Source organism: Acinetobacter sp. MB5 (genome assembly GCF_003261585.1).
Classification (GTDB): domain Bacteria; phylum Pseudomonadota; class Gammaproteobacteria; order Pseudomonadales; family Moraxellaceae; genus Acinetobacter.
This window is the reverse complement of record NZ_POVU01000008.1, coordinates 1-17,497: the sequence shown is the minus strand read 5'-3', so window position 1 is coordinate 17,497 and position 17,497 is coordinate 1. Positions and strand designations below refer to the sequence as shown.

Below are 17,497 nucleotides of genomic sequence, written 5' to 3'. Positions count from 1 at the left end.
ATCAAGATGTTTTATATCTGCATAATGCCAATTCTTCAGACTTTTAGAAATTGCATAATGCGCCTATTTTCAAGATTTCCAATAAAAAACGCACCTGATTTTAGGTGCGTTTTCGCTTAACAATACATGAGATTAATCACGTGACATGCCGATTAGACGTAAAAATGAAATATACATCCAAACCAAAGTTGCCAATAATGCAATTGCACATGTCCATTCAAATGCTTGTGGTGCGCGCTGCGCTGCTGCATTCTCAATTAAATCGAAATCTAGAATTAGATTTAAAGAAGCAATAATCGCAACAAATGCCGCAAAACCAATTCCTAAGGCATTGCTTTCAAAGACATAAGGAATACTTGAGCTAAAGATCATGCTCATCATCATTTGCACAACAAACACAATACAGATGGCTAAAGTGGCTGAAAGCACAATGGCTTTAAATTTTTCAGTCGCACGAATAATCTGCATTTTGTACAGACCAAACAAAACCAAGGTAGTGACGAAAGTTGCCAATAATGCTTGGAGTGGCGCACCTGGATATTTCGCTTGGAATACAAACGAAATACCGCCAAGGAATGCACCTTCAAACAATGCATACGGAATCGCCAGTGTACGAGCGGTGTTTGGCTTAAACGTGGTAATGAGTGCCAAAATAAAGCCACCAATCGCACCGACCATTGCACCTGTCATGGCTAAACCAAAGTTCATGCTCATGGCACAGTAGAAGAAGAACACCAAACCTAGACCTGCGGCAATGCTGGTGAGTAAGACTGACTTGTTGACTGCACCCTGAATGGTCATCGGGTGCTGATAATCGCTGTAGGTTTCTACACGCGTTAAAATGGGGTTATTGCTTTGCATCGTTTCACTCATTGTTATATTTAACTAGATACCTTCTAATTTTAATCTTTAAAGCGTGCTAAATATAAATTTTACGCTGTATTTTTGTAACGATATTTTGTGTTATATCTTTAAAAATTAAAAACATAAGATTAATTAAAGAATTTTTAATTTCATTATTTTAATGCAATAAAAAAACCGCCATTCACGGCGGTTTTTTAAATTTTCGACTGACTGAATTAAAATGAAATCAGTTTGGCTGGGTTAAAAAAAGCATTAATTTCATAAGCACCTTTTGCCAAAGGAATCGCTAAAGGTGCAAGCTCCCGACCAAATAAGATGTCCTTATGTGGAATTTTGGTCAGCATTTCATAATCATGCGATACACCAATAAAATCATGGGCGATGGCTTTACCAATCCGAACCGTTTGCGCCACACCGTGACCGCTCCAGCCATGTACCGCATAAATTGGGTAACGATCGCCAAACTTACGACAATCGGTTGCACCATTATAGGTAAGATCGGTTTCCCCGCTCCAGACAAAGTCGAGTTCAACAGATTTTAACTGTGGAAAAACGTGATGAATCCGTCTTTGTAAATACTGATAGGCACGATGTGGATTCCAGCAGGTTCCTGTACCTTCACCACCAAATAACAAACGATTTTTTGACACCCCTCGATAAAAATCCAGTGCAAATTGAGTATCGTAAACCGCATAGTCAGAAGGAATGATGTCTTTTAAATCTACTTCTAAAGGTGCTGTGGTACAGACATAAGTAAATAATGGAATCGTGGTTTGGTTATGTGACTCTAGCAATTTAAACGAGGCATGATGTACCGCCAGCACCACACTTTTACGTGCTTTAATCACGCCATGTGTCGTATGCACATAGACACCATCAGCCTGCGTTTTTAATTCTATAACTTCTGTCTGTTCAAAAACCTGACCACCATTTTTAGAGAAGCCATAAATTAAACCACGAGTTAGTGCCAACGGGTGAATTTGTCCACCTAAACTGTCAATTAGCCCACCATGATACGCTTCGCTGTTTACATAGTTATGTACTTCATGTTTGCCTATGATTTTTGTGTGATCTTCGCCAAGGAATTTTCGAGCATCTGCACCTTGCGTTAGTGCAATCAAATGCCCTTCATGTACTGCAGTTGTGATATGCCCCTGCTTACGGTCTAGGGACAAATCATATTTATCAATAATGTCATCAATGAGTTGCATGGCTTCATCGGCTGTAAAACGCCAAAGCTTTTTGGCATCTTCTACGCTCATGTGCTCAAGCATTTCCGAAGCTTCCCAACGTGCCAAGCCTGGAGTGAGTTGTCCACCATTTCGTCCTGAAGCGGCACTACCAATACGGTTTTTTTCCACCAAAATAGTGTCTACACCCATTTCGGATAAATGTAATGCGGTTGATGAGCCGAGCAATCCGCCACCAATCACCACAACATCACATTCCTGATCGCTACTCAGTGTGTCAAAACACTGCCAGTCCGCCAGAGAACTTTCATAATAATTGGCAGGCTGATCAATATCGGCACAGTCGGGGTTCAACCAACTCCATTCCTTATCGAGTTGGTTGTGAATACTTCGCTTATATTCTACGTCCTCTAAAATAAGAGGTTTATCTATCTTTCGCATAATCGGACTCCAAATCTTGAATTTGATTATTTTGATTGAGCGTTTTCTTGGAGAGGGTTCAATAGTGAGAAAACCAAAGAAACTATAGATAATGAAAAAACGGTTTATGTCGCGCTAAAAAAGAAATCTAGAAAAATATTCAAACTTGCCGTGTAACCTCCATGATAACCACAGATTATTCAATATTTGATCGGCCGACATCATCCTTTACGTTTGAGTGTTTACTGAAAATTGAGCAATTAATATGCCATTTTGGGTAAGTATCTATTATGAAATCGTTACTCAACCACGACTCAAACTCTCGACCTTTTCAATATAGTGGCGTATTTTCTGATGCTTTTCTAGAGAGCACTTCTGCTTTTCTTTGCGCTATCACGTTCGTTCACCCATAAAAAAACCTGCCGCTTGGGCAGGTTTTAGGGATTATTTATTCATGATGAAAAAATATTCACGGTAATATTTCAACTCACGAATCGAGTCACGAATATCATCTAAAGCCAAATGTGAGGCTTCTTTTTTCAGGCCTGACATAATTTCTGGGCGCCAGCGTTTCGCCAACTCTTTAACTGAAGAAACATCTAAATTACGATAGTGGAAGAATTGTTCCAATTCAGGCATCAGACGATGTAAGAAACGGCGGTCTTGGCAAATCGAGTTACCACACATTGGCGATGCTTTTGGGTTGACCCATTTTTTCAAAAATTCGATGGTTTGAACTTCGGCATCACGCGCCGTCAGTTGGCTACGACGTACACGGTTAATCAAACCTGATTGACCATGTTGGCGGGTATTCCACTCATCCATTGCATTGATAATTGGATCTGATTGATGCACTGCAAGCACAGGGCCTTCAGCTAACACGTTTAAATGATCATCTGTAATAATTGTTGCAATTTCAATAATTTGATCATTATCTGTATCCAGACCTGTCATTTCGAGGTCAATCCAAATCAAACGTGTATCTGGGGTGCTGCTCATGTACTCAATTCTTATCTATCTGAAAACCCCAATATTAGCAAATTTCTTGCAACTTCGCTGTAATTCATCGGGGCTTCATGCTATTTTTGCCATTCTCTTCAGTTGGTCTTTAGGATATGCATGGCTCTCATCCGTAAACGTCGCTTAACTGAGCAACAACAGCGACGGATTCAAAAACAGCATCAATCACGCCAAGAAGATCTCGATACTTCCAATGATCTTGAAGGTTTGGTGGTGCAACATTATGGACGTCAGCTAGAAGTTAAAGCGCTCTCTACCCCTGAGCCACATCCTGAAAAACCTGTGGTTGCCGAAGGCGAACCAGAACCCTTTTGGAAACCGATTGAAATGGGCAGTGTATGGCGCTGTCATACCCGAACCAACCTTGAACTGCTAGTGACGGGCGATCGGGTCAAATGGCAAGCTGATCCTAATACAGGTTTGGGCATTATCACTGCTATTCATCCACGTCAGTCTTTACTGACCCGCCCTGACCGTTATCACAAAGTTAAACCTGTGGCAGCCAATGTCAGCCTCATCGTCATTGTATTTGCTCCACTGCCTGAAGTTGCACCCATGCTGATCGACCGTTATTTGGTGGCGTGTCAAAATGCAGAGATTCCTGCGTTATTGGTGCTGAATAAAACCGACTTGTTACAAGACAATGATCCTATTTTAGAACTCGTCACCGAATATCAGGCTTTAGGATATGAAGTACTACACACCTGTTCTACGGGCGATATTTCAACACTGGCACAGCGTTTAGACAATGAAACCGTGGCTTTTGTCGGTCAATCAGGTGTAGGCAAAAGCTCACTGATTAATGCAATTGCCCCTGAAGCGGCACAAAAAACCAATATCATTTCAGAAAACTCAGCTCTAGGTCAGCACACCACAACTTCAACCCGTCTGATTAGTTTTGGTGAAACTGGTGCTTTAATTGACTCTCCTGGAATTCGTGAATTTGGACTATGGCATTTAACTCTCGATGCCGTTGAACATGGTTTTCCTGAGATTTTCAACTTGTTAGGCACCTGTCAGTTCCGTAACTGTACCCATAAGCATGAGAAAAACTGCTCATTACAAAAAGCGGCTTCCGCAGGTGAAATCCTACCCCGTCGCCTAGAAAGTTTTTTACGTTTGTGTGATGAGATTCAAGAAGCGCAACAAAAAAATTAAGTTTGTTGAAATTTACCCTTGAAGCGAGGTTTTTGATCACTATTAATATAGGCTATACTCTAGCTCAATTTTTGATGGTTATAAGGTGAATTGTGGAACGTTGGTTTGAATTCATGGGGAACCACCCTTTTTTATTTGGTATTCTTGCCGTTCTTATCGTGTTGTTCTTCGTGTTTGAAGGACGACGCAGCGGTCGAAAAATCTCACCACAATCCCTTGGTATTTTAGTCAAAGTTAAAAATGCCATTCTCATCGATTTACGTGATGCTAAGGATTTCCGTGAAGGACATATCAGTGGTAGCCGTAACATTCCTTACAGCCAGATTTCGAGCCATCTTGAAGAACTGAAAGGTTCAGATCGCCCATTGGTGTTTATCTGTAATTTGGGTCAGGTTGCGGGCAGTGCTTTACAACAAGTAGGACATGCCGATAGCTATCGTTTAGATGGTGGTATTGCAAACTGGAAAGCCCAAGGTCTACCACTCGTAAAAGCGAAGAAATAAGTCAGAGGAGTCGATCATGGCTGAAGTTGTCATCTATTCAACAACCGTTTGCCCTTATTGTGTTCGTGCAAAACAATTGCTTACGCGCAAAGGCGTTGCTTTTAAAGAAATCAATCTTTCAAATGAAGCGCCTGAAGTCCGTATCGAATTGATGCAACGCACCAATCATCGTACTGTGCCACAGATTTTTATTAATGATCAATTTATTGGTGGGTTTGATCAACTTTATGCTTTAGAGCGTGAAGGCAAGCTCGATCCACTACTTGCTTAACCACAATCACACTAAGGATTTAAAATGAGTGAAGAACAACAAGCTCAATTAGCTCTAGAGCGTATTTATACTAAAGATGTTTCTTTTGAAGTTCCAGGTGCACAAGTCTTTACTCAAGAATGGCAACCAGAACTCAATATCAATCTTTCTTCTGCTGCTGAAAAGATTGATCCAACGCACTATGAAGTTTCATTGAAAGTCGTTGTTGAAGCAAAAAATGCCAATGAAACTGCATTTTTAGTTGACGTTACGCAGTCTGGTATCTTCCTCATTAGTGGTGTAGAAGAAGACCGCCTTCCATACATTTTAGGTGCATACTGCCCAAATATCTTGTTCCCATTTTTACGTGAAGCAGTGAATGACCTTGTGACTAAAGGTAGCTTCCCTCAATTGTTGTTGACTCCAATCAACTTTGATGCTGAATTTGAAGCGAACATGCAACGCGCTGAAATGGCGGCGGCTCAAGGTCAAGCATAATTTGACCGCTAAAAAAAGCCACATCATGTGGCTTTTTTTATGTATGGAACAATAAAATATTTTTTCTAAGCTGTGATCACACTCACACTATCCCTTTTTTCCATGAACAACAGTTGTTCATTATTACAAGTATATCTATTACAATTAAGCATATAACAAATAGATCCATGGACACATGGCTAAAATAGATATTTACCGAGTAGGTCAGAATAAATTCAAATGCATAGCCCTATACGTACCCTTAATTCCATACAACTATTATCTTTAGTCAGCCAACTTACAGATACAATTCAACAAAGCACTACTCCTTATGAATTGTTGAAGAAGAGCTCAACTCAACTCCACACATCTGCAACATGGCTGATTGAGCAATATCATAAATGGGACGAATGTCATTTTTTTTCTGAACCACATCATCAGTTTTCTGAACAGCAATGTCAGCAGTACATTCACCAGCACACATTCCAAGCCTGCCATCCCAAGATTGCCTTTCATATACCAAGTTCAAGTGGCAACCATTTTGAAAGTAAAGAAGTCATTTTTAAACTAACCACACGTGAAAACCTATCAACTGTTTATTTATATTTAAATTTTTATTCATCACAACCCAATCATTTATTTACCAGTACTGAATTCATTCTCTTTCTGAATATTGTTCGACTGTATTTTTCCGAACGGGCTAATTTTAAGAATAATTTTTTTCACTCTTTAAACATTCGTGAATTTTATCAAGATATTGTGGACGATGCCCCTATCATGATTTATGCGCTGGATGAACAACAAAAAATCGTGATGTGGAATAAGCAATGTGAACACATTTTTGGTTGGTCAAAACAAGAACTGCAAGAATTTGAACAACCACTTAAACTGTTTTATCCCGATAAAAAATATCGTGATCAGGTTTTACAACACAGTCAACAAAATGCTGGGTCAAAACAACTCAAAGAATGGAATCCATTGCATCGCGATGGCAGCATACTCACCACGCTGTGGGCACAGCTGCTTTTACCTGATCACACAACGCTGAATTTTGGGATTGATATTACCGAACAGCGTAAAGCTGAAAAAATACTCAAGACACGTGCCAGTATTGATGGTCTAACCCAGTGTCTAAATCGTGATGAAATTCTGCACCAGCTTGAACAACTCCTTCAATCGAGTAAGAATCAAGATCTGCATCAGCCTTTTTGTGTTTTTATGCTAGATCTTGATCATTTTAAAATGATTAATGACACATGGGGACATTTGGCTGGCGATAAGACACTGGTTCACTTTAGTAAATTATTACGTTCTCATTCTCAAAAAACCATGATGGTTGGACGCTTTGGTGGAGAAGAATTTCTAGTGATTATGAAAGTTGCTTCTATAAACGAAGCGATGGAAATAGATCACACATTAAGAAATACGCTCAGTAACCATCCGTTAATTTATCAAAATCAACCAATAGAGCTGAATTACAGTGCTGGTGTCGTGCTGATTGATCAGGGTAATGGCAATTTGACCAATTTATTAGCAAGTGTTGATCAGGCCTTGTACCGTGCCAAAAAATCGGGACGTGGTCGCACGATTCAAGCTGATCAACACATTTAATCCCGTTACAGTTAACAATTCTCTATCACATTTAAAGCTAAAGCTCTCTATGATTTAATTCATACAACAATAAAGGTTTTCAACTCTATGGCAAATTCAGCACACTCCCCGACACGGCGTTTTTTTAAACTTGCAGGGATGACAGCGAGCATTGCCACGAAAACAGTTTCAAATACACTTCGCAGTTTAAATGCCGATGAAGAACAAAAACATGCAGCAAAGTCGAAGCTATTTCAGGAAATTGGTGTCCAAATTGCAGATACGCTCGGGCAAATGAAAGGGGCCGCCATGAAGGTGGGACAAATTGCATCTCAGTATAAAGATGTATTCCCCCCTGAAGTGGCCAATGCGATTAGCAAACTACAACGCCAAGCCCCTGCTGTTGTATTTAGTGAAATTCGAGCACAAGTTGAAAATGAACTTGGACAAGATTTAGAACAAGTTTTTAGTGAATTTAGCGAAACACCTTTTGCCGCAGCATCGATTGGTCAGGTACACCGTGCGACCTTAAAAAATGGTCAGGAGGTTGTGGTAAAAGTCCAATACCCTGGGGTCGATGCCGCATGTGAAAGTGACCTGAAACAAATTCGCTTGGCTCTACGTATGATGGGTATGCTCAAGATTGATAAAGAGCTGCAAGATCAATTATTTGAGGAAATCCAAGAGAGTCTGGCAAATGAGCTGAATTATGAACTCGAAGCACAAAATCTTGAAATCGCACGAGCATTTCATCAAAAACTAGATCAGAAAATTGTTATTCCTCAGGTCTTTAAAGAATATTCAACTCGCCATATTTTAACGCTGAGTTTTGAAGCAGGTGAAAGCATTGAATATGCCAGTACATGGTCACAAGAACTGCGTAATGAATTGGGTAAACGCTTATTTACCGCAATGGGACAGGAAATTTTTTATCTCAAACGTTTTCATTGTGACCCTCACCCAGGTAATTTGGCCTTTCGTCCCGATGGGAGTGTCATTATTTATGATTACGGTGGCGTCAAACAACTCAGTCATGAACAAGTCCAATTTTTTCTACAACTGATTCAAGCTGCCCGACATGGCAATATTGAGTTACTCGAAGATACCTTGGCTGAACTACATGTCTTAACCGAAAAGCAGCGTTTTCCCAATGAGTTATATCTAGACTGGCTTGAAGTTCTGTTACGCCCCTTAACCCATCATTATGATTTTGCTAAAAACAGTGCGCATCATGATGGTATGTCGTTAATGAAACCATCTTTAAAGTATTGGCACTTATTCAAGCCTTCTCCGCATACCTTAATGCTTAACAGAACCTTCACGGGACATTACTGGAATCTGGTACATTTGAAAGTTAAAGATAATCTAAATAGCCTGTTCCATGAGCTGGTTCCTGATTCAAAGCAACAGATCACTCCTACAAACGATACATCCGTTAAAAATTGATTAATCTGGCTTTAAGTTAATCGTCTTAACCTGAAACCATTATGAAGCCTAAAACATATCCTCCTTTTAGGCTTCTTTTTTTATGCCTGTTAACAATGCTATGCTTCGCTGTATTTTAAATATTCTTCGAGGTTATTATGGCTCAGGTTCTTCTAGAGCAACTCCAAAACGGTCAAGCAAAATTTGCAGATGTGATTGCATTCATTGAACAACACTACACGCATACACCGACTGCATTCCAAAACGGCGCACAGCACAATGCCAGCACTGAAAACCAAGGCAGCGCTAAAGTGTTTTCATTTGCCCAACTGAATGAGTTAAATCCACAAGATACCTTAGCATTGTTTGCAGAACATTATGCTTCTGTATTGGCAACACCAGAAGGCACAGATCACCAAAATATCCGTCAGTTTATGCAACATGGCTGGTCAGGGATTCAATTTGAAGGTCAAGTTTTAACAGCAAAATAAGGCTGTTACTGCATATAAAAAAAGCAAGCTTCTCGCTTGCTTTTTTTATGACAACTGCCCAATTGAGCCAAATTCCACGGGAATTTTGACATAAAACAAAGACAGCTCTTGCTGCTGCAAATAATCCAACAATTGTTCGGCTTGCTGTGCGGTGACAATCAATTCCACCTGTATCGGCTGGTCTGCCAACTCAAAGAAATGACTCGAATGGATTTGACCTTGTCGCCCCATACTTTCAAGTGCACTCAATACGGTTGCACCTTGAATATTAAATTGCTGGGCAACACTGAGTAACCATTTTGATAAAGACTTGCCACGATGCTGTACTTTTTGTTCTGTATAAAAACGCAGTAAATAACCTTGCATAGCGATCTCCAACTTAAGACTGTGAGGTTAAATAATGATGTGCAGCCATACCTAAGAATGTACACAACAATGAACCGATCAAATGTAGCGAGATTGCTAAACATGCCAAACTGAATTTGCCATTTTGCAATAGGCTAATAATTTCTGCCGAGAATGTTGAGAAAGTGGTTAAAGCACCACAGAAGCCTGTCACCACAAATAATTTATAGTTTGGGCTCAAGCTGCTGTGTGCAAAAAATGAAATTGCAAAGCCAATAATAAATCCTCCAACCAAATTGACCACAACTGTTCCAAGCGGAATCTCAGGGTAAATTGAGTTGAGTTTTAAGCCCACGAACCAGCGTGTCCATGCCCCAAACATTGAACCAAGGGCAATCGAAATGAGTGAATAATACATATATTTTAGCTCTCCTTTAGCATAAATCTAAAAGAGTAGATGATGAGAATAAAAAGATCATTGACGTACTCCTTAAACAGAGTACGCACACGAAACCTACGTACCCTGTCGTTGATGAAGGGTGGCGTAGGCATCATTAGCCGATACGGCGGTTTGTGACAGGAGGAATGCCATCTCCTGATGGACTTATCTTAGACGATCTTGCAATCACATGAAAAATCGTTTTTCCCGATCTTTTTAAGGACGTTCTGCATACTGTGGCAATCCATCACAAATTTCATCCCACTCTGCTTTTGAGTCAGCAAAAATATGCATGGTTGGTTTTTGCGTCAGTGGTGTGTCGAGTGTGCCAATACGTAAACGATATAAGTCAGGCGTTTCTTCTTTTACGCTGATAATCGGTGAGCCACATTCGCTACAGAAACAGCGCTGTGTGGTGGCAGTGGATTGATATTTTTTCAGTAAGTGCTCACCTTGCACAATTTTAAAGTCTGCAACACGGATCGGGGCATTGGCCGCATAGGCACTACCATTGGCTTTACGGCAACGCTGGCAATGACATTCGACAATATCGCCAATCGCACCATGCACTTCGTATTGAATGCCTTGGCATAAGCAACTGCCACGATAGATGGTTTCAGACATTTGTTCTTCCCTCATGTTGTATTTATCGTGGCGTCAGCATAACAAAAATAGATAGGCTTTAGCTTAAAAACTGCGCCACACCGTGTGCTGCTGCACGTCCAGTTGCAAAACATGCTGTCAGCAAATAACCGCCCGTTGGAGCATCCCAGTCCAGCATTTCACCACAGCAAAAAATGCCTGCATGCTGCTTGAGTTGCAAGGCATCACTGAGAACGTCTTGCTTGACTCCACCCGCACAACTAATCGCTTCATCAATCGGACGAAAACCTGTTAGCGCAATCGGAAGCTGCTTAATCTGAGCAGCCAATGCTTCGGGTTGCTGCCAAAGTGTCTTCGGCACAAGCTCGCGGACTAAGTTGGCTTTTGCAGCATCCAAACCCGCTTTACGCCAAATGTTGGCCATCGACTGTTTTTTATGAGGCTGAAGCTTATGTGCCAATTCTGCTTGGGTCAGTTCAGGTAATAAATCTAAATAAAGCTGCATGGAAGCTTGCTGTCGCAGGGCACGATTCAACTTATAAATCAGTCCACTTTCTAGACCATATTGGGTAATCACAATATCGCCCATACTCGCCTGTTCGGCTTGATCGACCCAAGCTTTAACCCGCTTTAAAGGCTGACCAAACACAGGCTGCATATAGCTTGACCATGTTCGTTCCACACCTGCATTGCTCGCCTGAAAAGTTTTAATTTCTTCAGGTTTCAGCCATGCTTGCCATGCGCCATCACTGCCCAAGCGCGACCAAGACACTGCCCCACAGGCTAAAATAATCGCGGAAAATTTCTGTTGAATGACAGGTGCATAGGGCGTTTGCGTATGTTGAAAACACAGCACTTGCTCAGGCTGAATGTCGACACAACGATGCCGATAATGAAACACCACACCCGCATCGGCTAAACGTCTAAGCCAAGCACGCAATAAAGGGGCAGCTTTCATCTCGACAGGAAAAATTCGCCCTGATGTCCCGACATAGGATTCGATGCCTAAACCATCCATCCATTGGCGAATCCATGTGGCATCCCACTGCTCTAACCACGGTTTCAACCAATCGGCATGATCATAACGCTGGATAAACTCAGGAAAAGCTTCGGCATGAGAAATATTGAGTCCTGTTTTACCTGCCATAAGAAACTTGCGTGCTGCCGAAGGCATCTGTTCAAAAACTTCAACAGCATAACCTGACTGGCTCAACACTTCTGCAGCCATCAGACCCGCAGGCCCTGCCCCGACAATCGCCACCGATTTAGCCTGCATGGTTTTGTCCCAAGAGCGGCATAAAATCGTCAAAACGGGTGGTGTAATCCGCAGGTTTACGGATGATGAGTTGCTGACACAATTCACCACGTTCCAAATATTTCACTTCAAAATGTGTGCGAGCTGAATCCGATGCAATCAACTGTTTTTCATAGGGTAATTTCCAAATGTCTTTGAGTTGCTGTTCTGCTTCCTCAATATATTCAAGAATATTGCTGGCAAGGGTAATCTGCCCCCCAAACTGCAAACGTGACAAAATGAACTCAAAAAATGGCATATTCACCCAACGCTGTGCAGGGTTATGCGGTTCAGGATTGGGATACAGAATAAAAAACTGCTCAACTTGTGCAGGATAGAGCGCGTGGGTAATCCACGGCAACGCATCGGCATGAACAGGACACAGATTGTTTAAATCAGCCAATTGATGCTGTTTTTGCATCGCTTCAAATTTTTCGCGCGTACGCTCAATTGCATACAGCGTCGACTGAGGCTGCTGCTGACTAAACAAAACAGCATGTTTACCTTTGCCTGCACCGATTTCCACACAAACAGGCAGATTTTCAATGGCCTGAAAGTCACGCGGGGCTTGCATACGCTGGGCTTGAAATTGACGAAGATGCATAATCAGATCAAACTATTCACAAATTGGCACAAGTCTAACAAGTGCTTGACCAAATGCCTACCCGAAAACGCTTTTGTAGGAGTTGCTTATGCCTCGCACTTTCCCTTGCCCACGCTGCGGTGAACCGAGCCACTGGGAAGATAATCCCTATCGTCCATTTTGTTCGGAGCGTTGTAAACTGATTGATTTAGGTGCATGGGCAAACGAAGATTATCGTCTACCCACTCAAGACTCACCGCAATCGGATATTTCTCGCCAAGAAGATGAGTTTTAGCAGGTCTTAACCTGCTTTGCTGGCAACAAAGGGATTGAACTGTTTTTCATGTCCAATGGTGCTGATTGGCCCATGTCCTGAAATAAACTGGGTGTCATCGGGCAAACTAAAACATTCCCGTTGAATCGAATCCAGTAATTGCTGATGATTGCCTCGTGGAAAGTCCGTGCGACCAATCGAACCTTTAAACAGCACATCTCCCGTCCACAGCAAACCATATTCGGCACTGTAGAACATCACATGCCCAGGTGTGTGTCCTGGTGCATAACGCACTTCAAACTGGTGTTCACCCAAACTTAAAGTTTCCCCACCTTCAAGCCACTCTGTCACCTCTACAGGTTCAGGAATTGGGAAACCATAACGCGCTGAAACATCTTGCAGCGCATCGAGCCAGAACTGATCTTCTTTTTGTGGGCCAATCACGGGCACTTGCCACACACGTGCCAATTCACCGACTGCCCCGACATGATCCAGATGCCCATGCGTGACCCAAAGTGCTTGTACAGTTAAACCGAGTGCTTCGACTTCTTGTTGCAGTTTTCGCGCATCACCGCCTGCATCAATCAATACGGCCTGCTTGGTATCAGCATCCCAAAGGATTGAACAATTTTGTGCAAATGCCGTGACAGGGACAATTTTAACTTGAAGCATAATTTCTTAATCTCAGTAACTTGCAAAGGTCTGTTGTAGGGCCGTTAAATGTGCTGACAACAATTGTTCAAACAACTGCAAATGCAGTGGCTGAGTATTTAAAGCAGGAATATAGGCATACGACTGTCCACCTTGGCTTTGGAACAGTTCGGCATTTTGAATGGCAAGTTCTTCTAATGTTTCAAGACAGTCCGCCGAAAATGCAGGACTCAAAACTTGAACTGATTTCACCCCTTGTTGTGCCCATTCGGTTAGCAACGCATCGGTATACGGTTTGACCCACTCTTGTTTGCCAAAACGGGACTGGAAGCTGATTGCCCACTCACCATCCGTCAAGTTCAAAGCTTGTGCCACTTTGTTTGCAGTGACATGACAGCGCTCGGCATAAGGGTCACCTTTGTCTGCATAGGGCTGTGGAATGCCATGAAATGACATCAATAGCTTTTCAGCACGACCATACTCTGCCCAATACTGCTGAACACTTTCTGCAAGTGCCTGAATATACAGTGGATGCTGGTAATAATCCCGAATAATGGTTAAACCTGGTAAATTGCGTTGCTGCATCACCCATTCTGCTAACTGATCGTACTGCGGTGCAGTTGAAGTCGCTGAGTACTGCGGAAACAGTGGCAAAACTAGAAGATGTTCTTGCGGTGGTAGTTCTTTTAGAAGTGCTTTTAATCCCGGATTGCCATAACTCATGGCAGGCACAATATGCAGCTCAAATTCGGGATAAGCGGCTTCAAGGCGTGGTTTGAGCCAAGCCACTTGCTGAAACATGATTTCGCGCATTGGAGAGTCTTCACCCCAAACCGAAGCATAAGCATGCGCTACCCGTTTTGGGCGAAATGGTAAAATGAAGGCTCTTAAAATCATCTGCCAAAGTAATTTAGGGATTTCAATCACGCGCGAGTCTGACAAAAACTCTTTGAGAAATTCACGTACCGCAGGAACAGTCGCTGCATCGGGTGTGCCTAAATTGGCTAAAATGACTGTAATCTTGGGTTTATTATTCACACTGACTTATCCATTCATGCACTGTTCACTCAGCTTGCAACATATCATAAGGATACTTGATTTGTTGTCATTTTCTTGAGCAAGATGCTGCCTTTTTCAGTGAACTGCCACATCAACCGCTGCCGATCATCCCGTCCAACAGGTACAATCCACTCACTTTGTTTGAGCTGATGCTTAATATTATGCAATGCTCGAAGATTAATCTGCGAACGTGCTACAGCATGTGCACGTTTCATTTGTGTTTGTGCATCTTTCAAGCCTGTTTCATTCAAATAATCATTTAAGCGAATAGAAAAATATTCTTCAGGTGTTGGATGATCAAAAACGGGAGATAAAACCTGCAAGATATCGAGCCATGTCATTTGGCGTTTTAATCTCAGTTCTTTAAAGTTCCCGTCTTGATAGGCATGTAATAGGTATTCAAAATCAAAGGTATCTAAGCTATTTACTTTACGCACATTTAACAGCGGATCTGGAATTTTTTGTGCCAATTCAGCTTCCAAACCTTTGATTTTTTCTTTTAATACCACAATTTCATCATTCAGTTGTTGGGTGTTCTGCGGTCTCACCCATCCCAAAGCAGGGTAACGAATCAGCATATTGGACATGTTCATGCGAACGGTCAATTCAAGTTCCCGCAGATTCCTAAAATAAAAAATATGCTCAACTTCTTGCTGCAAAATTTGACGAAAAGCATGAAATTTTTCCTGCACAATATCAGGCTCTTTCGGTAAAACATCACGTCGAGACTCAATGTCTGAGTGAATAAAAGCAATAATGGGCTTATTTTTACTGACCGCATAAATATATTCGAGCTGCATATAACTCACGCCCGACATGGACTGCTCGCCGTAGTGGCTACCCAATAACATAACCACATAATCACAGTCATCAATTTGTCGGCGTGCCAAAGCTGTACTGAGCGGTGTTCTTTGTTCCAAACCCCAAGCGAAAAAACCCATTCCGACCAAGGTTTGACACAGCACACTACGCTCAGGAAGCATTTCCTGACCCGAAGTTGAAATAAACACTTGGTATCGTTTATCGACCATAATTATACTCTTGAGTGTACTGCGCAAAAAATAAACTAGATTCCACTTTATTTATAATTCATAAAAAACTGACATTTCAGTATAAATTACAGGGCAAGATTTGCAATCTCCCACTGTAAATGTAACGGCATGAGACGCTCAACCACGCGATGTAATTGAGGTGTATTTCCACCACTAGCATAACAAACAATTTGTGTGCCAGACATTGGCTGATTATTTACTAATCCATGCTTGATCAGTACCCGAGCCGTCTGCCGTGCAACTGCCAAACCTGAATCTACAAGCTTGAATTGATTACCAAATACCTGCTGAATGGCTTCAGTCAAAAACGGGTAATGGGTACACCCCAACACCAGATAATCTGCACCTTGCTCGGCTACTGGGCTTAAACATTCTCTTAAAACGTCTAAGCAATGTGCACTCATCTGCTGCCCTGCTTCAATCAGTGGCACCAATTCTAAGCACGTCACTGGGAGAACTTTAACACCCGCAGGCTCTGCAAAGTGTTGCATGACATCTTTAATTAATTGTCCACGGAAGGTCGCTGGTGTTGCCAACACTGCCACAACCTTACTTTTAGTTTGCAAAACCGCAGGTTTTAGCGCAGGAACTAACCCAATAATGGGAAAGTTTTCTCCATAGTGCTCGCGCAAATAGTCCAGACTAAACGCTGATGCCGTATTGCATGCGACCACTATAGCTTTACAACCTTGACGATACAGCCACTCAATGGCATGGGCAGTCAGCTCACGAATGTCCTGTCCAGAACGCGGGCCATAAGGCACATGTGCCGTATCCGCAAAATAAATAATGCGCTCATTCGGTAAATATTGTGCAATTTCCTGTACAACAGATAAGCCACCAATCCCTGAGTCAAAAATCCCAATCGGCGCATGCGAATCTGCTTGAGGCATTGGTTGAGAAACAAGTGGTCTAGGTTGTATTGCGGTCATGGTCAGACTTCAATGGCAATCAAATTCATGTGGTAAAGCTTAAACCTCAACTGTGTAATTGCAAGAGAAAATCACCACTTTGTAAAGACAAAATGTACTCTCCCTGCTCCGTTTCACTGAGTGTTCCATAATCAACCAAATGATAAAAACACTGACGTTGAATCAGTGCATTCAATCCAAAACGGACATGGACATAAGCACGCGATTCTCCTGCATACTGCTGCATAAAAATCGGATGTTCAGCATCAACAATCACGACATCACCATGGGTCGTGGTCAATTGCAAATAACTTTCCCCATTGAGATCGATCTGGTCAATCTGATTGATTTGCAAGGGCGCATCTTCAACTTCAATCTCGATTTGTTCGGCGGGTGTCTTTAAATAAAATGTATCTTTATCTTTCCAAAGCACACTTGAAAAGAGGTCTATCAGGCTTTTTCGCGTGATCAATTGACCTTCGTGCCACCATTCTCCGTTGGATTTTATGACTAAATTCATTTTGCCACAATGTGTTGGGTGCCATTGGTCAAGAGGGGGAATTGACCTTTTGTGACCTTGCTGTCCATCTTTTAAGTATTGAGTAATCTGTTTAAAATTTTTATCATCACAACTTGACGTTTTTTTGTTCATATCGGGTGAAATCTTTTGATTTGCCATCGCTTTTATGCCCTATTTGACAGAAAATACAGCCCTCTCAGTCAATGGACTGAACACGGTTCAAATCTATACTAACTGAAAATATTTGAATCTATACCAAAGAACACTCATGGCAGCACCAACTTTGGTTGCCACCTTTAAGCAATATGAGGAGTCCTACATGGAGCACATCGAACGTGAATCGATGGAGTTTGATGTCGTGATCGTTGGCGCAGGGCC

21 protein-coding genes and 1 riboswitch are annotated in these 17,497 nt (G+C 41.9%); of the genes, 8 read left to right on the top strand and 13 right to left on the bottom strand.

All coding sequences use genetic code 11. The features are described from left to right. Positions 1–132: 132 nt before the first annotated feature. The 3 genes from C1A47_RS11045 to orn form a co-directional block, all read right to left on the bottom strand. Positions 133–861 carry a Bax inhibitor-1/YccA family membrane protein gene (locus C1A47_RS11045; RefSeq protein ID WP_111895103.1) on the bottom strand — a complete coding sequence of 243 codons (729 nt, stop codon included), beginning with the start codon at positions 859–861 and terminating at the stop codon, positions 133–135. A 218-nt stretch (positions 862–1,079) separates the two neighbouring features. Further along, on the bottom strand, positions 1,080–2,495 hold the full coding sequence (locus C1A47_RS11040; protein WP_111895102.1) for an NAD(P)/FAD-dependent oxidoreductase: 1,416 nt from the start codon (positions 2,493–2,495) through the stop codon (positions 1,080–1,082). Between the two features lie 423 nt (positions 2,496–2,918). Further along, entirely contained in the window at positions 2,919–3,473 is a 555-nt protein-coding gene (orn, locus tag C1A47_RS11035) for an oligoribonuclease (RefSeq protein ID WP_111895101.1), read from the bottom strand. Positions 3,474–3,593: 120 nt separating this feature from the next. Here orn and rsgA point away from each other — a divergent pair, with 120 nt between their 5' ends. The 7 genes from rsgA to C1A47_RS11000 all read left to right on the top strand — a co-directional run bounded on the left by rsgA (position 3,594) and on the right by C1A47_RS11000 (position 9,388). After that, positions 3,594–4,652 (top strand): ribosome small subunit-dependent GTPase A, encoded by a 1,059-nt coding sequence (gene rsgA, locus C1A47_RS11030; RefSeq protein WP_111895100.1) that lies wholly within the window; start codon positions 3,594–3,596, stop codon positions 4,650–4,652. Between the two features lie 92 nt (positions 4,653–4,744). Further along, positions 4,745–5,155 carry a rhodanese-like domain-containing protein gene (locus C1A47_RS11025; protein ID WP_111895099.1) on the top strand — a complete coding sequence of 137 codons (411 nt, stop codon included), beginning with the start codon at positions 4,745–4,747 and terminating at the stop codon, positions 5,153–5,155. A 16-nt stretch (positions 5,156–5,171) separates the two neighbouring features. After that, complete coding sequence (grxC, locus tag C1A47_RS11020) at positions 5,172–5,426, top strand: glutaredoxin 3 (protein WP_413772961.1); 255 nt, start codon at positions 5,172–5,174, stop codon at positions 5,424–5,426. Positions 5,427–5,450: 24 nt separating this feature from the next. Next, positions 5,451–5,903, top strand: a complete 453-nt coding sequence (gene secB / locus C1A47_RS11015; protein WP_111895097.1) for a protein-export chaperone SecB — start codon at positions 5,451–5,453, stop codon at positions 5,901–5,903. 219 nt (positions 5,904–6,122) lie between these two features. Beyond that, positions 6,123–7,493: a sensor domain-containing diguanylate cyclase gene (locus C1A47_RS11010; RefSeq protein WP_111895096.1), complete on the top strand. Its 1,371-nt coding sequence runs from the start codon at positions 6,123–6,125 to the stop codon at positions 7,491–7,493. Between the two features lie 87 nt (positions 7,494–7,580). Next, positions 7,581–8,918, top strand: coding sequence for an ABC1 kinase family protein (locus C1A47_RS11005; RefSeq protein ID WP_111895095.1), 1,338 nt, complete (start codon positions 7,581–7,583; stop codon positions 8,916–8,918). Between the two features lie 137 nt (positions 8,919–9,055). Next, positions 9,056–9,388: a HopJ type III effector protein gene (locus C1A47_RS11000; RefSeq protein ID WP_111895094.1), complete on the top strand. Its 333-nt coding sequence runs from the start codon at positions 9,056–9,058 to the stop codon at positions 9,386–9,388. A gap of 45 nt (positions 9,389–9,433) precedes the next feature. On the opposite strand, the gene C1A47_RS10995 is transcribed toward C1A47_RS11000, so the two are convergent. The 5 genes from C1A47_RS10995 to C1A47_RS10975 form a co-directional block, all read right to left on the bottom strand. Further along, positions 9,434–9,754, bottom strand: a complete 321-nt coding sequence (locus C1A47_RS10995) for a DUF190 domain-containing protein (RefSeq protein WP_111895093.1) — start codon at positions 9,752–9,754, stop codon at positions 9,434–9,436. Between the two features lie 13 nt (positions 9,755–9,767). After that, positions 9,768–10,151, bottom strand: coding sequence for a fluoride efflux transporter CrcB (gene crcB, locus C1A47_RS10990; RefSeq protein WP_111895092.1), 384 nt, complete (start codon positions 10,149–10,151; stop codon positions 9,768–9,770). A gap of 120 nt (positions 10,152–10,271) precedes the next feature. Next, positions 10,272–10,338: riboswitch (Fluoride riboswitch) on the bottom strand. Positions 10,339–10,388: 50 nt separating this feature from the next. After that, positions 10,389–10,796, bottom strand: coding sequence for a GFA family protein (locus C1A47_RS10985; protein WP_111895091.1), 408 nt, complete (start codon positions 10,794–10,796; stop codon positions 10,389–10,391). 58 nt (positions 10,797–10,854) lie between these two features. Further along, positions 10,855–12,051: a TIGR03862 family flavoprotein gene (locus C1A47_RS10980; RefSeq protein ID WP_111895090.1), complete on the bottom strand. Its 1,197-nt coding sequence runs from the start codon at positions 12,049–12,051 to the stop codon at positions 10,855–10,857. Further along, the gene (locus tag C1A47_RS10975; protein WP_171294378.1) at positions 12,041–12,679 is read right to left on the bottom strand and encodes a DUF938 domain-containing protein; all 639 of its coding nucleotides are present in this window, start codon (positions 12,677–12,679) and stop codon (positions 12,041–12,043) included. Before C1A47_RS10975 ends, C1A47_RS10980 begins: the two co-directional genes overlap by 11 nt. An 82-nt stretch (positions 12,680–12,761) precedes the next feature. Here C1A47_RS10975 and C1A47_RS10970 point away from each other — a divergent pair, with 82 nt between their 5' ends. Continuing rightward, entirely contained in the window at positions 12,762–12,947 is a 186-nt protein-coding gene (locus C1A47_RS10970) for a DNA gyrase inhibitor YacG (protein WP_111895088.1), read from the top strand. Between the two features lie 6 nt (positions 12,948–12,953). Here C1A47_RS10970 and C1A47_RS10965 read toward each other — a convergent pair whose 3' ends face one another. From C1A47_RS10965 to C1A47_RS10945, 5 genes are all read right to left on the bottom strand, one after another. After that, positions 12,954–13,598 (bottom strand): MBL fold metallo-hydrolase, encoded by a 645-nt coding sequence (locus C1A47_RS10965; RefSeq protein ID WP_111895087.1) that lies wholly within the window; start codon positions 13,596–13,598, stop codon positions 12,954–12,956. Between the two features lie 12 nt (positions 13,599–13,610). After that, the gene (gene hemH, locus C1A47_RS10960) at positions 13,611–14,615 is read right to left on the bottom strand and encodes a ferrochelatase (RefSeq protein WP_111895086.1); all 1,005 of its coding nucleotides are present in this window, start codon (positions 14,613–14,615) and stop codon (positions 13,611–13,613) included. Positions 14,616–14,659: 44 nt separating this feature from the next. After that, complete coding sequence (locus tag C1A47_RS10955) at positions 14,660–15,667, bottom strand: DUF4062 domain-containing protein (RefSeq protein WP_111895085.1); 1,008 nt, start codon at positions 15,665–15,667, stop codon at positions 14,660–14,662. Positions 15,668–15,753: 86 nt separating this feature from the next. Then, entirely contained in the window at positions 15,754–16,620 is an 867-nt protein-coding gene (gene murI, locus C1A47_RS10950) for a glutamate racemase (protein ID WP_111895084.1), read from the bottom strand. 46 nt (positions 16,621–16,666) lie between these two features. Continuing rightward, positions 16,667–17,278, bottom strand: a complete 612-nt coding sequence (locus tag C1A47_RS10945; protein ID WP_111895083.1) for a DUF1285 domain-containing protein — start codon at positions 17,276–17,278, stop codon at positions 16,667–16,669. Positions 17,279–17,497: the final 219 nt, after the last annotated feature.

Bases quoted from the DNA above. Each gene is read 5' to 3' on its own strand.
- C1A47_RS11045 (WP_111895103.1), bottom strand. From the start codon at position 861: ATGCAAAGCAATAACCCCATTTTAACGCGTGTAGAAACCTACAGCGAT.
- C1A47_RS11040 (WP_111895102.1), bottom strand. From the start codon at position 2,495: ATGCGAAAGATAGATAAACCTCTTATTTTAGAGGACGTAGAATATAAG.
- orn (WP_111895101.1), bottom strand. From the start codon at position 3,473: ATGAGCAGCACCCCAGATACACGTTTGATTTGGATTGACCTCGAAATG.
- rsgA (WP_111895100.1), top strand. From the start codon at position 3,594: ATGGCTCTCATCCGTAAACGTCGCTTAACTGAGCAACAACAGCGACGG.
- grxC (WP_413772961.1), top strand. From the start codon at position 5,172: ATGGCTGAAGTTGTCATCTATTCAACAACCGTTTGCCCTTATTGTGTT.
- secB (WP_111895097.1), top strand. From the start codon at position 5,451: ATGAGTGAAGAACAACAAGCTCAATTAGCTCTAGAGCGTATTTATACT.
- C1A47_RS11010 (WP_111895096.1), top strand. From the start codon at position 6,123: ATGCATAGCCCTATACGTACCCTTAATTCCATACAACTATTATCTTTA.
- C1A47_RS11005 (WP_111895095.1), top strand. From the start codon at position 7,581: ATGGCAAATTCAGCACACTCCCCGACACGGCGTTTTTTTAAACTTGCA.
- C1A47_RS11000 (WP_111895094.1), top strand. From the start codon at position 9,056: ATGGCTCAGGTTCTTCTAGAGCAACTCCAAAACGGTCAAGCAAAATTT.
- C1A47_RS10995 (WP_111895093.1), bottom strand. From the start codon at position 9,754: ATGCAAGGTTATTTACTGCGTTTTTATACAGAACAAAAAGTACAGCAT.
- crcB (WP_111895092.1), bottom strand. From the start codon at position 10,151: ATGTATTATTCACTCATTTCGATTGCCCTTGGTTCAATGTTTGGGGCA.
- C1A47_RS10985 (WP_111895091.1), bottom strand. From the start codon at position 10,796: ATGTCTGAAACCATCTATCGTGGCAGTTGCTTATGCCAAGGCATTCAA.
- C1A47_RS10980 (WP_111895090.1), bottom strand. From the start codon at position 12,051: ATGCAGGCTAAATCGGTGGCGATTGTCGGGGCAGGGCCTGCGGGTCTG.
- C1A47_RS10970 (WP_111895088.1), top strand. From the start codon at position 12,762: ATGCCTCGCACTTTCCCTTGCCCACGCTGCGGTGAACCGAGCCACTGG.
- C1A47_RS10965 (WP_111895087.1), bottom strand. From the start codon at position 13,598: ATGCTTCAAGTTAAAATTGTCCCTGTCACGGCATTTGCACAAAATTGT.
- C1A47_RS10955 (WP_111895085.1), bottom strand. From the start codon at position 15,667: ATGGTCGATAAACGATACCAAGTGTTTATTTCAACTTCGGGTCAGGAA.
- murI (WP_111895084.1), bottom strand. From the start codon at position 16,620: ATGACCGCAATACAACCTAGACCACTTGTTTCTCAACCAATGCCTCAA.
- C1A47_RS10945 (WP_111895083.1), bottom strand. From the start codon at position 17,278: ATGGCAAATCAAAAGATTTCACCCGATATGAACAAAAAAACGTCAAGT.